Here is a 13,595-nt window from a genome sequence, read left to right on the forward strand (position 1 = left end):
ACTCCAACGCGAAGCGTGGCGCCTAGAGCATCGGACGTTCGGCCGGAATCCCTTGATCGTCCTACGCCCCTCGGTGTCATGGCCCGCGACTGCGGGCCACCGAGGTGTCATCTGGCACAGCCCCGAAGATCGCGACAGATTTGACCTGGATCGCCCGCAATTGGCGGGCGATGACAGTGTGGTGGCGATCTCACATCAACGTCCGCCACTCTAGCGGGCGCAATCTCCGCAAAAATGGAGCCCCCTTCGTCCGCTTCGCGGCCTCTTCCCCCACGGTCTTCGTGCGGGTGAGGAGATTTCCTTGCCCGCGGGGGCAGAAAAGAAGCCGCGCAGGCGTGCTATCAGCCTCGTGCCTGCCAGTAGGTGCGCTCTTCGCTGTCGGGGTCGTTGACGACTGTGCAGGCGGCGTTGAACAGCATCACGCGGCGGGTTTGGGTGTCGTAGCGCGGCCAGGCCGGCTGGCCGACGGCGGCGGGCACGGCGGTGCGCGCGAAGGACGTGAAATACGCGCTGATCGCGGCGGCGGTTTCGCCGAGGCCGGGGCCGTTGCCCTGCAGGTCGAGAATTTCCTGATTGAGGAACACCAACGAGATGTCCGAGGCATGCCCGGCGCGGAACGTCCAGTCGGTGCCCTTGATCGGTACGTTCGACTGATAATCGTTGCGATAGCGATAGACCGGCGCCGGTTGCAGCGATTTCCGGTCGGCAAGCAGCGTCGTGTTGTTGCCGAAACTCGTCGCCGTCATGATCGCGATGGCGATCTCGGGGGCGCTCGCGGTGGGGCGCGTCTTCTTGTACAGCGCAATGATGCGGTCGGCATCGGCACCGAGCTCGCGATGCGCCAACGCGATCAGCGCGGCATCGTCGGAGTGGAAGAAGGCGGGATTGTCACGCATGAAGAACACCGCCTCGTCGCGCATATTGCCGATGAGCAGCGGAATGTTCGCGGCCATCGCCGGTGCCGCCGGATCGAACGGATTGGCGGGCAGCACGGTGCCGTCGACCACCGGCCCCCAATTGCCGGGCGCATCGCCGCCGAGCCCGCTCGTGCTCTGCGCATTCGGATGCGCCGCCGCCCACGCCTTGGTCGGCACGCCGAGCGGACCTTTGGCGCCTTGCAGCTGAATCGCCAGCAGCTTTTCGGCCGGAACGTCGCCGAGCTGGGCGGGATCGGTGAGGCCCAATGCGGCCAGCACGCGCGCGGTGGTCTCGATCGCGGACGCCTTGGAGGCGGATGTCAGCATCGCGCCGCTCTGGATGCCGGCCTTGTGGAACAGGCCCGCCGCGGCGGGCATCGCCAGGATCGCCGAGGTCTTGGCGCCGCCGCCGGACTCGCCGAACACCATCACATTGCCCGGATCGCCGCCGAACACGGCAATGTTGGTCTGCACCCATTTCAGCGCCGCGACGATGTCGAGCTGACCGGCATTGGCCGCGCCCTCGCCGGCATAGAGATACCCGAACAGTCCGAGGCGGTGATTGATCGCCACCACCACCACGTCATAGGCCGCGGCGAGATGCGAGCCGTCCTGAATGTTCTGGCCGCCCGAGCCCGAGGTGAAGCCGCCGCCGTGCAGATAGAGCATCACCGGCCGCTTGCCGCCGTCCTTCACCGCCGGAGTCCAGACGTTGAGAAACAGGCAATCTTCGCTGTAGGCCGGCTCGTGTTCGCCATAGGTCGTGCCGGGGCTCTGCAGCGCGGGCGCGCCCAGACGGGTCGCATCCTTGACGCCGGTCCACGCCGTCACCGGCGGCGGCGCCTTGAAGCGGTTCCGGCCCGAAACCGAGCCGGCATAGGGGATCGCCTTGAACGCCAGCGCGCCCCGGCTGTGACCGCCCCGGATGCGACCGGTCGCGATCTCGACCTCGACAAACGGCGCCACCGTCTGGGTCGGCCACTCGGGCGCCTCGGCACGCGCCGGCAGCCACGGCACCGCCAACGCGGCTCCCGCGGTTTTCAAAACGCTGCGGCGGTCAAACCGAACCATGTCATCCTCCGAGGCCAATGCCGCGCCGAGGATAGCCAACTGGCTGCCCCGCCGCTACGCACGATCAATGCGCATCAATACCGGCTGCTATCGGCAGTCGGCAAATGCGCCTATGGTGGCGATCGAACCAGCTCCAACGGGGGGAGGAGCATGACAGCCAATCCATTCCCGGTCCGCCAATCCAGTCGCGCCCTGACGGCCGTCGCCTGGCTGGTGACGATCGCGATCAGCCTGGCGCCCGATATCGCGTGCCTCACCATCGCTCACACCCAACCGACGTGGCTGACCGCCGTCAAGGCCGGGCTCCTGCTGGTACTGGCGATGGGCGCGATGTTGTGGAAGCCGCTTCGGCCGCTGCGCAATTTCTTCGTCGCGATGGCCGCCTTCTTCCTGCTGTTCGCGCTCGCGGCCCATGTGAATTTCACCTGGCCGGCGCTGCAGGCGCTGTTCGGCAGCACCGTCTTCGACGCCCGCATGCAAGCCGAGCAGACCGGCAAGCTGGCGGTTTCACTGGCGATGATCGCGATCCTGCTGCTGCTCGGCCTGAGGCGCCGCGACCTTTTCCTGCGCCTCGGCGATCTCAGGGCACCGATCGCGCCGGTGCGGCTGCTCGGATTCCCGCGGCCCGTCTCCTGGGTGTGGTTCGGATTGCAATGGGGCTTCTACATCGCGGCCGGACTGGCGGCGGTGCAGTATTTCAGCCTGCGACCGAGCCCGGCCTTGCTCCACAAGCTCATACCACTGCTGCCATCGATCCTGTTTTATGCCGCGATCAACGCCGTCAACGAGGAAATCGCCTTTCGCGTGCCGATGCTGGCGACCCTCGAACCGGTCGGCGGCAGCCGGCAGGCGCTGTGGATGGCGGCCACGTTTTTCGGCCTCGCCCACTATTTCGGAGTTCCCGGTGGCCTGTTCGGCGCCATCGCCTCGATCTTCATGGGCTGGATCCTGGGCAAGGCGATGCTGGAAACCCGCGGCCTGTGGTGGACGTGGTGGATCCATTTCCTCAGCGACGTGGCGATTTTCGTGTTCCTGGCTTTGGCTTTGCTGAAGTAGCCGGTTCAGCGGTCGTAGTCGTGGCGGCTCGAATAGAACAGCAGCGCCATCAACCCGGCGCCGACCAGGATCGTGACCAGTGCTCCCAAAATCAGGAACACCCAGCCGGTCGGACTGAGCGCCACCCCGGCCATCGCCCGCCAAGCATCCGTCGCGTAAATAACGGCCGCAACCAGGAAACCTACCGCCACCGCCAGCGCGATCCAGCCGGCTATCCCGAGGCGCTGTTTCGATTTGTCGTCCATGCCGACTCCCGGGTGACAGCGAATTAACGCCCCAAACGCCGGCCGGAGCCGGTCGCCAACACGGCAATGCCAAATTCCACCCGCCCAATACTCCGTCACCCCGGCGGAAGCGCAAGAGGGGGCGTTGGCGAGCGCCAACGATTCGGGCAATGATTCGCGCGACGTGATTCGTCCGCGCGTTTTGAGAAGGAGTATCGCCGATGAGAAGGCGTGAGTTGATGAACGGACTTTTGTGGGGCGCCCTCGCCGCCGGCATGACCGTCCCCGCATTCGCCGACGAAGAAAGCCGCAGTGGCGATGACCGCGATGAAACCCGCGATGCGGACCATCCCGGCGAAGACGATACCTTCACCGAAAACGAGATCACCCGCTCGGCCGCCGACTTCTTCGGCATCACCACCGAAGCAACCGCCAAAGCGGTGCAGCGCGTGTTCAAGGATCAGGGCCGCCCCGACGCCTACGTCAAGGGCGACGAAGGCTCGGCTGCGTTCGTCGTCGGCCTGCGCTATGGCTCCGGCTGGCTGATCCGCAAGAACCACGACCCCAAGAAGGTCTACTGGCGCGGGCCTTCGGTCGGCTTCGATATCGGCGGCAACGCCTCCAAGGTGTTCACCCTGGTCTACAACCTCAAGCGCGAACCCCGCCTGTTCCAGCGCTTCCCGGGCATCGAAGGGTCGTACTATTTCATCGCCGGTATCGGCATTCTCTACATGCGTTCCGGCGGCGTCACGCTCGCCCCGATGCGCACCGGCGTCGGCCTCAGGGCAGGCGTCAATGCGCAGTACCAGGAATACACCGACAAGCGGGACTGGTTCCCGCTCTAAAAAAGGGTGAGTAGGGAGTAGGGTGTGGTGAGACGGGCAAATGCCACTCACTATTCCCTACTCACTACTCCCTTCTTTTCATGCCGCTTCGGGCTTTTCTTCGATGCTGCCGGCCGGCTTCGGCAGGTAGAGCAGCAGCGCGGCGGCGACGTAGGTCGACGAGAAAGTGCCGACGACGATGCCGAACAGGATCGAGCCGGTGAATTCGGCCAGTGCCGGCACGAAGAAATAAAGCGGAATGATCGACAGTGCCGTCGCCGCCGAGGTCAGGATGGTTCGCGTCAGCATCTGGTTGGTCGACAAATTGATCAGGTCGGCCAGCGCCATGCGCTTGTACTTGCGCCGGTTCTCGCGGATTCGGTCGAACACCACCACGGTGTCGTTGATCGAATAGCCCGCCAGCGTCAGCAGCGCGGCGATCGAGGTCAAGGTGAAATCGAGGTGCAGCACCGAAAACAGGCCCGCCGTCACGAACACGTCGTGGCCGGTGGCGATGGCGGCGCTGATGCCGTATTGCCATTCGAAGCGGAACGCCACCCACAGCGCAATCGCGAACACCGCCAGGATCGAAGCCAGAATGCCGGCGCGGAACAACTCGCCCGACACCTTGGCCCCGATCACCTGGGTATTGAGGTAATGGTAGCCGGTGCCCAGACGGTCTTTGATCTTCTGCGCCGCAACGTTGTAATCCTGGTTGGCGTTCGGCTGGACGCGGATCATCAGGCACGAATAGGTCGGCACCGAACACGGACCGCCGCTCGTCGTCTGGATCACGGTGTCGTTGAAGCCGAGCGAGGCGATCTCCTGGCGGACCTGCGCCACCTGGCTTTCGCTGATCGTGTACGGCGCCTTGGCCTGCACCTCGACGCCGCCGGTGAAGTCGAGACCGAGATTGAATCCGTGCGTGACAATCGCAATGATCGAGATCAGCAGCAAAAGCCCGTCGACCGCAAACGCGTAATAGCGCGCGCCGATGAAGTTGATGTTGGTGGCTTCCGGAAGAAATCTGAGCAGAGGCATGAAGTTACGCGTCCAAATGGGCGGAGTAAGCGGGCCGGCAGAGATAAACGCATTGGGCGGCGCGGACAAGCCGGCATCGCCCGCGACCATGTCGGACCAACACCGGTTTCACCGCAGAAACCGCACGAACACCCCCGGCGACGCCGTTAGCGGCCTAACTGGGGGCTCATGGCAGCGATTTCACCCCGACTGCGGCAAAATGACAGGCGCAACCGCTGGGCAGACACGGCAGGACTTCCTACGTAACACCCAGGCAAAACCGCAGGCCCGCATGGAGCAGCTCGTCCCCGACGTCCTCGCCTATATCCGGGCGCACCCCGACATGGCGGCGGTCGTGATCGGCTTCACCGCCTTTGCCGAAAGCTTCGCCTTCATCAGCTTCTTCTTCCCCGGCTTCGCCATCATGGTGGCGGCTGGCGCGCTGGTACAGGCCGGCGTCGTCGACCCGGTGTCCGCAGCTTCCGCCGGCGCGCTCGGCGCCGTGCTGGGCGATGCGGTGTCGTATTGGATCGGCATCAAGTTCGGCCACGTACTGCCGCGGTCATGGCCGTTCCGCCGCCACCCCGACGCGCTCAAACGTGGCGAGGCCTTCTTCCAGCGATGGGGCTGGCCCAGCGTGTTCGTCGGCCGCTTCTTCGGACCCTTGCGCGCCTTCGTTCCGCTGACCGCCGGCATCTGCCGCATGCCGGTGCTGCCGTTCATGTTCGGCAACATCACCTCCGCCATCGTCTGGGCGCCGGCGTTGCTGGCCATCGGCTATTTCGGCACCGCTATCGCCCTCAACGGCTGGTCGATCGAACAGAAGGCACTCGTCGTCGGCGCCGCCGTGGCCTTGTTCGCGGCGTTCATCTGGCTATCACGGAAAATCTTCAAAACGGATTGAGGGCGCCCGCGCCAGCGCCCTCGTTCACGCCATTCAACCGTGCAGCTTCGCCGCGACTTCGGCGATCTTCCTGCCCTGGTAACGGGCGCCGGCGAGTTCGTTGGCGCTCGGCTGGCGGCTGCCGTCACCACCGGTGACGGTGGAGGCGCCGTAGGGCGAGCCGCCGGTGATCTCGTCGAGCGTCATCTGGCCGGCATGGCCGTAATCGAGGCCGACCACCACCATGCCGAAATGCAGAAGGTTGGTGATGATGGTGAACAGTGTCGTCTCCTGGCCGCCATGCTGGGTCGCGGTGGAGGTGAAGGCGCCGCCGACCTTGCCGTTGAGCGCACCGCGCGCCCACAAGCCGCCGGCCTGATCGAGGAAGTTCGACATCTGCGACGCCATGCGGCCGAAGCGGGTGCCGGTACCGACAATGATCGCATCGTAATCGGCGAGTTCCTCCACCTTCGCCACCGGCGCCTTCTGGTCGAGCTTGAAATGGGCCTTGTCGGCGACGTCGGGCGGCACCAGTTCGGGCACGCGTTTGATGTCGACCTCGGCGCCGGCTTCGCGCGCCCCTTCAGCCACCGCAGTGGCCATCGTCTCGATGTGGCCGTAGGACGAATAGTAGAGAACCAATACTTTAGGCATAACATTCTCCTTGAGGATTTCAGGCAGCGTCCACCAGGACGATTTCGGATTCTTCCAGGGCGGTGACGGTGAGGGTTTCCACGTCGCTGATCGCAGCGCCGTCGCGTTTGTCGACACGTACCCCGTTGACCTCCACGGCACCGACGGCGGCGACAAGATAAGCGTGGCGGCTGGCACCGAGCTGGTATTCGGCGGTCTCGCCCCGTTTCAGCGTGGCGCCGACGACGCGGGCATCGGTGCGGATCGGCAAGGCGTCGCTGTCACCCGGCAAGCCGCTTGCGAGCGTCACGAAACGGCCCGAGCGATCGGCCTTGGGGAACGGCTTCGAACCCCACGCCGGTGCGCCGCCCTTCTCGCGCGGCAGAATCCAGATCTGGAACAGTGTCGTGGTGGTCGGCTCGAGATTGTATTCGGCATGGCGCACGCCCGAGCCCGCGCTCATCACCTGCACGTCGCCGGCTTCGGTGCGGCCCTTGTTGCCCATCGAATCCTGATGCGTGATGGCGCCCTCGCGGACATAGGTGATGATCTCCATGTCGGCATGGGGATGCGGCGGGAAGCCGGAATTGGGTCCGATCTCATCGTCGTTCCAAACCCTGAGCGCCCCCCACTGGACGCGGTTCGGATCGTAATAGTCGGCGAACGAGAAATGGTGGCGCGCCTTCAGCCAGCCGTGGTCGGCATGGCCGAGACTGTCGAAGCGTCTGACGTCGATCATGGGAACTCTCCCGGCGGCGGGGCCGCCTTGCTGTTGCCGCCGATAGTTATTGATCCGGAGGGCGAACAGAAATAGAAACGATTGAAACACATCGTTTCCGGATTCGATCGCATGAGCGCCCTGCCCGACCTCGAAGCCCTGGCGGTGTTCGACAAAGTCGCGGAATTCCGCTCGTTTGCCCGCGCCGCGGCCGAGTTGAAGCTGTCGAAACCGACGGTGTCGAAGGCGGTGGCGCGGCTCGAGCAGCGCCTGCATACCACCCTGTTCAACCGCACCTCGCGGCGGCTGGCGCTGACCGAAGCCGGCGACAAGCTGTTGGCGCGGGCCGCGGCGATGCTGGCGGAGGGGGAAGCGGCCGAAGCCGAAGCGCTCAACCAATCCCAGGTGCCGCGCGGGACCTTGCGCATTGCCGCACCGATGAGCTTCGGCGTCCTCCACATCGCCCCGCTGCTGCCGGCGTTCTTCGATCAGTACCCGGAGGTTGCCGTCGACCTGCACCTGTCCGACGAGATGGTCGATCTGGTCGGCGACGGCTTCGATGGCGCCGTCCGCATCGCGGCGCTGCCGGATTCCTCGCTTGTCGCGCGCCGGCTGTGCGCCATGCCGGTTTATGTCGTAGCGGCGCCCTCGTATTTGAAAACGCACGGGCGGCCGAAGCACCCCATGCACCTCGGCGAGCACGCCGCCATCACCTATTCCTATGCGCCGCGGCAGGTGTGGCAGTTCAAGAAGAAGACCGGCGAGGTCGCCAGCGTGCGTGCCGCCGGACCTTTGCGCGTCAACAACGGCGAGGCGATGCTGCCGTCCATCCTCGCCGGCGTCGGCATTGCCATGCTGCCCGAGTTCATCATCCGAGAGGCGCTGGCGAAAAAGCAGGTCGAGATCCTGCTGCCCGACTGGTCGCTGCCCGACGGCGCGGTCTATTGGGTCACCCCGCCCGGCACGCCAAAACCGGAGCGCGTCACCGTGATGGGCGATTTCCTGGCTAAGATGCTGGGGAAGAAGGGTCGTTAGCTACGCCCGCAACGCCCGCTCCACAGCTTTCGGCTCCGTTTCGATCACTTTGAGCAGAATCCGCGCCGACCGCTCCGGTTGACGGCGGCCTTGTTCCCAATCCTTCACCGCAGCCATGGCAAAGCCGAAACGGGCGGCGAATTCCTCGCGCGTGAGATTGAGCGAGGCGCGGATGGCGCGCACGTCCACCTCCTCCGGGACATGCACGACAAAGCCTTCGGTCTCCTCACCGCGCACAAAAGCCCGCGCCCGCCGCGCACACTTCAGCAACCTTTCACCGGCCTTTGACACGACGATTTACTCCAACGCTTACCCGGAACCATACTGCGGCATTGCCGCTCCTGCCAGCACCATGATGATGACAGGCATTTGTCGCTCAGGGCTGTCGCCGAACAGCACATGGTGCCACACAAGCGTGACTCCCTATCATGTTCAAGCCACTTGCCTTGCTGCCCCATAATACTGGTATCGTGTATGCGCATTTTCCACGGAGCGCGGCATGGCCGGGCAAGCGATTATCGATCAGCGGCGGGCGCAGATGTTTCCGGTGCTGGGCGAGGACGATCTGGGGCGGCTGCAGCGCTTCGGCGAGGAGCGCGCATTTGCTGATGGCGAGGCGCTGGCGCGGGCGGGCGATGCGTCGGGAGCGTTCTTCATCACCGCGGGCGAAGTCGTGATCAGCAGCGCCGACGGCGAGGTCATCGTCGTGCACGAGCCCGGGTCCTTCGTCGGCGAACTGGCGCAACTGTCGGGGCGGCCGTCGCTGGTCGATGCGGTGGCGCGCGGTGCCACCAAGGCGATCGCGGTCACCCCGGCGAATTTGCGCAATATCCTCGTCAGCGAAGCCGAACTCGGCGAGATCATCATGCGGGCGCTGATCTTGCGCCGCGTCGGCCTGCTCGAACAGGGCACCGGCGGGCCGGTGATCGTCGGTCCTGCAGACAATGGCGACGTCTTGCGGCTGCAGGGCTTCCTGACCCGCAACGGCCATCCCCACCAGTGCCTCGATCCGGCGGGCGACGACGCGGCGCGCGCCATCATCGAAAAATACGGCGATCACACCCTGCCGATCGTTCTGTGCCCGGACGGTTCGGTGCTGCACAATCCGTCCGAACAGCAGCTCGCCCGCTGCATCGGCCTGTTGCAGGCGATCGATGCCGACAAGCGCTACGACGTTGCCATTGTCGGAGCCGGTCCGGCGGGGCTGGCGGCGGCGGTCTATGCCGGCTCGGAAGGGCTTGCCGCCATCGTGCTCGACTGCCGCGCCTTCGGCGGCCAGGCCGGCGCCTCGGCCCGGATCGAAAATTATCTCGGCTTTCCGACCGGGATTTCGGGCATGGCGCTGATGGCGCGCGCCTTCAATCAGGCGCAGAAATTCGGCGTCGAAATGGCCATTCCCGACGAAGTGCGATCGCTGGCGCGCAACGGCGAAGACTTCGCGTTGCAACTCGGCAGCGGCGCCAGCGTGCGGGCCCGCGCGGTGATCGTGGCGACCGGGGCGCGCTATCGCCAGCTGGCGCTGGCCAATCTGTCGAAGTTCGACGGCACCTGCGTGCATTATTGGGCCTCGCCGCTGGAAGCGCGATTGTGCCAGGACCAGGACGTGGCCTTGGTCGGCGCCGGCAATTCGGCGGGTCAGGCGGCGGTCTATCTGTCGGGGCACGCCGCCAAGGTGTGGCTGCTGGCGCGGCGCGGATTGGAGGCGACGATGTCGCGCTATCTGATCGACCGCATTGCGGCGCAGCCCAATATCGAAGTGGTGACGGGCGCCGAGATCACCGCCCTCAACGGCAATGGCGGCGTGTTGCGATCCTTGCGCTGGCATGGCGCCGACGGCGAAACCGAAAAGAAGATCGCGCACCTGTTCCTGTTCATCGGTGCCGAGCCCAACACCGACTGGCTGTCGGCGTCCGGCATCCGCCTGTGCGACAAGGGTTTCATCGCCGCCGATGGGCGCCATGAAGGCAGCCCGCTGGAAACCTCGATGCCCGGCGTGTTCGCCATCGGCGATGTGCGCTCAGGCTCGATCAAACGGGTGGCCTCGGCGGTCGGCGAAGGCGCCGCCGTGGTGGCGCGCCTGCACCGTTATCTGGCGGATGCCGCGTAGCTACTTGGCGGCGGGTAAGGCGCCGAGCTGGTCGGCCGTCATGGTGGTGCGCAGCTTGCCGCTGAACGGCACGTAGCGAACCTGCTCCGGTGTCAACGAAACGACCTTCTGCATCTGAGGCGTTTTCACCGCCACCTCAACCCGCGCGATGGTGCCGGTATCGCCGGTGACGACCTTCTGCACCTGCCCGATCGTCGCCCCGCGGGCGTCTTCGACTTTCGCCTCACCGAGCGTGTCGTTCGGATTGACCACTTCGTTGAGACCAACGGTTTTCATCGCCGAGGCCGAGCGCGCCGGCTGGTTGGCCGCCTGCCGCTGCGGCGCCGTATCATTGGCATAAGCCGCGCTGCCGATCAGCAGGGCTGTGACAAAAAGAGAGGCAGGAACACGCATCATCAGGCTCCTCGATGGCTTGCGAAGACCCAACGCCTGCCGCCCGCGGCTGTTCCGATTCCGCTAATTCAGCACCCTGACGTAGATGTTCCGCGCCGACACCTTCGTGATGCCTTCGATCTCGAGGCCGAACAGGCCGGGGAGCTGGTTGGTGGAGGCGGGATCGTCGTCGATCAGGACCGCCATCAGCTGGCCGTTGAGGATGTGCAGGAAAACGCCGCCGCGCGCGACGATCTCGTAGTCGTTCCAGTCGTTGATGTTGATATGGCCGGTGAGCTGCTCGGGCGGCGCGATCATCGCGATCAGCTTTTTCTGCGCCGCATCGCCGCCGCGCTGGCGCACGACCTGCCCCAGCCACGCCTCGATGCCCATCGGCGAATTCTCGGCGAACGCCTGCCCCGAATAGCGCAGCGTCTTGGGATTTTCGGGATACCAGAAATCGGCCTGCGGCCCGGTCAGCATGATGGCGGCGTTGTAGGGGCCGACATTTTTCACCACCGCGGGCGGCGTCTTGGAACGCCACGGCACGCCGGTGCGGCTTCGATATTGCACCCCGCTGCCGCCGCTGTTCTCGACCTTGATCTCGAGCCGAAGGTCGAAATCGTGGGCGGTGAGCGCGCGATAGGTGAGATAGGCGGTGCCGGACGGATTGGCGGGCGTCGACTCGCCGACGATGACGCCGTTTTCCACCCGCCAGAACCGCTTGTCGCCATCCCAGCCGGTCAGCGTGCCATCGAACAGCGACACGAAGCCCTGGTGATCGGAAAAGTCGCGTGGCACCGGTTGCAGGAAGCGGCTATCGGGCTTGGGCGGCGGAGCATTACCAGCCCACGCCGCACTCAATGCCAGAACGACAATCCCTGCAACCGCGCGCATGACTCATCTCCGCTGTGAGGCGGACTGTTCTACGCGATTTCGAGGTAGCGGTCGCCGCTGCAGCCGCAGACCGGGCAATCGTCCGGCGCATCGCCGATGACGGTGTGGCCGCAGATCGGGCAGACGCGCACCTTGGCTTCGGCGAGGTCCTTGCCCTCGGTCACCGCGGCGATCGCCTGGCCGTAGAGCTCGTAATGGACCTTCTCCACTTCGAGCGCGAAATGCATCGAGCGGACGGCCTTCTTGTCGCCGGCGGCTTCAGCTTCCGCGATCATCGGCGGGTACATGGTCGTGACTTCGTAATCCTCGCCGTTCTGGGCGTCGGCGAGATTGTCGAGCGTCGACTGGATGCCGCCTTCGAGCGCCTTCAGATGATTGCGCGCATGAATGGATTCGGCTGCCGCCACGCCACGAAACAGCCGCGCCACCACCGTATAGCCCTCGCGCTCCGCCTTATCGGCATAAGCGAGATACTTCTGGTTGGCCTGGCTTTCGCCGGCGAAGGCGGATTTCAGATTGCCTTTGGTCGACACGGGTACACCCTCATTGTTCGTTGAATCGGTCTTAGAACAATGAAACGATTACCCCTGCGGCGACAGGGGGCAAAAGCGCCCAGGACAGCGTCGTGCGGCAGTACCCGTCAGCCGTGTTTCAGTTTGAAGAACAGGATGATGCTGGTCATCACCAGGGCCGAGCCGTTGCACACGATCACCGGCATGTCGTGGATCGCGAAGCCATAGGCGAGCCAGCACAGCAGGCCAACCGTCATCACCACGAACATGCCGAGCGAGACGTCCTTGGTGCGGCGCGTCCGCCACACCCGAAGGACCTGCGGCAGATAAGCGGCAGTGGTGCAAAAGGCGGCGGCGAAGCCGACGAATTCGGTCTGGGCGGGGGTCATGGCGATGTGACTTCAAAAGAGGCGATTCAGGGCGCCGTTCCTAGCAGGGGTTTGCCCGCGCCAACAGCCGCTTACCTTGCTGGGCGGCTATGCAAAGCGCCGCGCCCGTGCGCTGGCGCCGCTACCGCACCGTGCAATCGTGCGCCGGCGCCATGGTCGATTCCGCCCCCTGTACGCAAGCGCACTCGCGTGACGAAGCCGTGCACAATTTCGCGCCACTCACACATGCTTTCCGCAAACGCTACGTCGAAAGTTGTTTGCGCCAGTGCCCGCTGCCCACTTGCGCTCCGGCCCGCTTTGTTTCTAGCTTCGCAATGGAAGTGTTTTTGTTGTGACAACATACAGTACGTTGACGATTGTGTTTCTAATCGAGCGATTTTTAAGACTGGAAGGGGATTTAATCCATGGCGATCAATCCGAACACACCTCCGGTGGCGGTAGCGGACAGCGCGTCGGTAAAAACATCCGGCACCACGGAAGCAATCGGCAACGTCCTCAGCAACGACAGCGATCCCAACGGTCTGACGCTGAGCATCGCGACCGTCAATGGCCAGGCCGCGAACGTCGGAACGACGATCTTGGGAACCTATGGTTCGCTGGTGCTGCGCGCCGACGGAACATATGACTATGTCGTCAACCCCAATGCCGCAAGCCTGATCGTTCCTGGCAACACCGTCACGGACCTGTTCCAGTATACCGTCACTGACGGTTTCGCTTACACGCAGACCGTATCGGTGATCGCGGCACAGAACCTGATCCCGCAATCGGAAGCGTTCAACGACAAGACCTGGGTGAAATTCGCCGACAGCGGCGCCGCCCCCACCGTCACCGCCAACGTCGATACCGGCCCTACCGGCACCGCCAAATCGGCCGACCGGATCGCGCTGACGGGCGCCAATCGCGGGGTCTATTTCCAGACCAACGTCGCCGGCCAGTA

The 13,595-nt window shown here is 64.7% G+C and carries 16 protein-coding genes; 6 read left to right on the forward strand and 10 right to left on the reverse strand.

Annotated features, from left to right (window positions below):
* Positions 1–341: 341 nt before the first annotated feature.
* A complete protein-coding gene (locus AC1P6P_RS00245; protein ID WP_481400424.1) occupies positions 342–1,988 on the reverse strand; it encodes a carboxylesterase/lipase family protein in 1,647 nt (548 codons plus the stop codon).
* 150 nt (positions 1,989–2,138) lie between these two features.
* On the opposite strand from AC1P6P_RS00245, the gene AC1P6P_RS00250 reads away from it, so the two are divergent.
* A complete protein-coding gene (locus tag AC1P6P_RS00250) occupies positions 2,139–3,044 on the forward strand; it encodes a CPBP family intramembrane glutamic endopeptidase (RefSeq protein WP_481400425.1) in 906 nt (301 codons plus the stop codon).
* A 5-nt stretch (positions 3,045–3,049) separates the two neighbouring features.
* Here the strand turns inward: AC1P6P_RS00250 and AC1P6P_RS00255 are convergent, their stop codons facing one another.
* Positions 3,050–3,289 carry a hypothetical protein gene (locus AC1P6P_RS00255; RefSeq protein WP_481400426.1) on the reverse strand — a complete coding sequence of 80 codons (240 nt, stop codon included), beginning with the start codon at positions 3,287–3,289 and terminating at the stop codon, positions 3,050–3,052.
* Between the two features lie 200 nt (positions 3,290–3,489).
* Between AC1P6P_RS00255 and AC1P6P_RS00260 the strand changes: the two genes are divergently transcribed.
* Positions 3,490–4,113, forward strand: a complete 624-nt coding sequence (locus tag AC1P6P_RS00260) for a DUF1134 domain-containing protein (RefSeq protein ID WP_481400427.1) — start codon at positions 3,490–3,492, stop codon at positions 4,111–4,113.
* Between the two features lie 78 nt (positions 4,114–4,191).
* On the opposite strand, the gene secF is transcribed toward AC1P6P_RS00260, so the two are convergent.
* A complete protein-coding gene (secF, locus tag AC1P6P_RS00265) occupies positions 4,192–5,133 on the reverse strand; it encodes a protein translocase subunit SecF (RefSeq protein WP_481400428.1) in 942 nt (313 codons plus the stop codon).
* A gap of 271 nt (positions 5,134–5,404) precedes the next feature.
* On the opposite strand from secF, the gene AC1P6P_RS00270 reads away from it, so the two are divergent.
* Positions 5,405–6,016, forward strand: coding sequence for a DedA family protein (locus AC1P6P_RS00270; protein ID WP_481400429.1), 612 nt, complete (start codon positions 5,405–5,407; stop codon positions 6,014–6,016).
* Between the two features lie 33 nt (positions 6,017–6,049).
* On the opposite strand, the gene wrbA is transcribed toward AC1P6P_RS00270, so the two are convergent.
* Together wrbA and AC1P6P_RS00280 are read right to left on the reverse strand one after the other, a co-directional pair.
* Positions 6,050–6,649, reverse strand: a complete 600-nt coding sequence (gene wrbA / locus AC1P6P_RS00275; RefSeq protein WP_481400430.1) for an NAD(P)H:quinone oxidoreductase — start codon at positions 6,647–6,649, stop codon at positions 6,050–6,052.
* A gap of 19 nt (positions 6,650–6,668) precedes the next feature.
* A complete protein-coding gene (locus AC1P6P_RS00280) occupies positions 6,669–7,367 on the reverse strand; it encodes a pirin family protein (RefSeq protein WP_481400431.1) in 699 nt (232 codons plus the stop codon).
* A 111-nt stretch (positions 7,368–7,478) separates the two neighbouring features.
* Here AC1P6P_RS00280 and AC1P6P_RS00285 point away from each other — a divergent pair, with 111 nt between their 5' ends.
* Positions 7,479–8,381: a LysR family transcriptional regulator gene (locus AC1P6P_RS00285; RefSeq protein WP_481400432.1), complete on the forward strand. Its 903-nt coding sequence runs from the start codon at positions 7,479–7,481 to the stop codon at positions 8,379–8,381.
* Here AC1P6P_RS00285 and AC1P6P_RS00290 read toward each other — a convergent pair whose 3' ends face one another.
* Positions 8,382–8,564, reverse strand: a complete 183-nt coding sequence (locus AC1P6P_RS00290; RefSeq protein WP_481400433.1) for a helix-turn-helix domain-containing protein — start codon at positions 8,562–8,564, stop codon at positions 8,382–8,384.
* Between the two features lie 316 nt (positions 8,565–8,880).
* On the opposite strand from AC1P6P_RS00290, the gene AC1P6P_RS00295 reads away from it, so the two are divergent.
* Complete coding sequence (locus AC1P6P_RS00295) at positions 8,881–10,488, forward strand: FAD-dependent oxidoreductase (RefSeq protein WP_481400434.1); 1,608 nt, start codon at positions 8,881–8,883, stop codon at positions 10,486–10,488.
* Here the strand turns inward: AC1P6P_RS00295 and AC1P6P_RS00300 are convergent, their stop codons facing one another.
* The 4 genes from AC1P6P_RS00300 to AC1P6P_RS00315 form a co-directional block, all read right to left on the reverse strand.
* A complete protein-coding gene (locus tag AC1P6P_RS00300) occupies positions 10,489–10,884 on the reverse strand; it encodes a hypothetical protein (RefSeq protein WP_481400435.1) in 396 nt (131 codons plus the stop codon).
* A 60-nt stretch (positions 10,885–10,944) separates the two neighbouring features.
* The gene (locus AC1P6P_RS00305; RefSeq protein ID WP_481400436.1) at positions 10,945–11,757 is read right to left on the reverse strand and encodes a 3-keto-disaccharide hydrolase; all 813 of its coding nucleotides are present in this window, start codon (positions 11,755–11,757) and stop codon (positions 10,945–10,947) included.
* 29 nt (positions 11,758–11,786) lie between these two features.
* Positions 11,787–12,290 carry a rubrerythrin family protein gene (locus tag AC1P6P_RS00310; RefSeq protein WP_481400437.1) on the reverse strand — a complete coding sequence of 168 codons (504 nt, stop codon included), beginning with the start codon at positions 12,288–12,290 and terminating at the stop codon, positions 11,787–11,789.
* Between the two features lie 107 nt (positions 12,291–12,397).
* Positions 12,398–12,658 (reverse strand): SemiSWEET transporter, encoded by a 261-nt coding sequence (locus AC1P6P_RS00315; protein WP_481400438.1) that lies wholly within the window; start codon positions 12,656–12,658, stop codon positions 12,398–12,400.
* Between the two features lie 404 nt (positions 12,659–13,062).
* On the opposite strand from AC1P6P_RS00315, the gene AC1P6P_RS00320 reads away from it, so the two are divergent.
* The coding region (locus AC1P6P_RS00320; RefSeq protein WP_481400439.1) for an Ig-like domain-containing protein at positions 13,063–13,595 on the forward strand (533 nt) is incomplete at its 3' end.

The organism is Rhizomicrobium sp., from assembly GCF_056722145.1.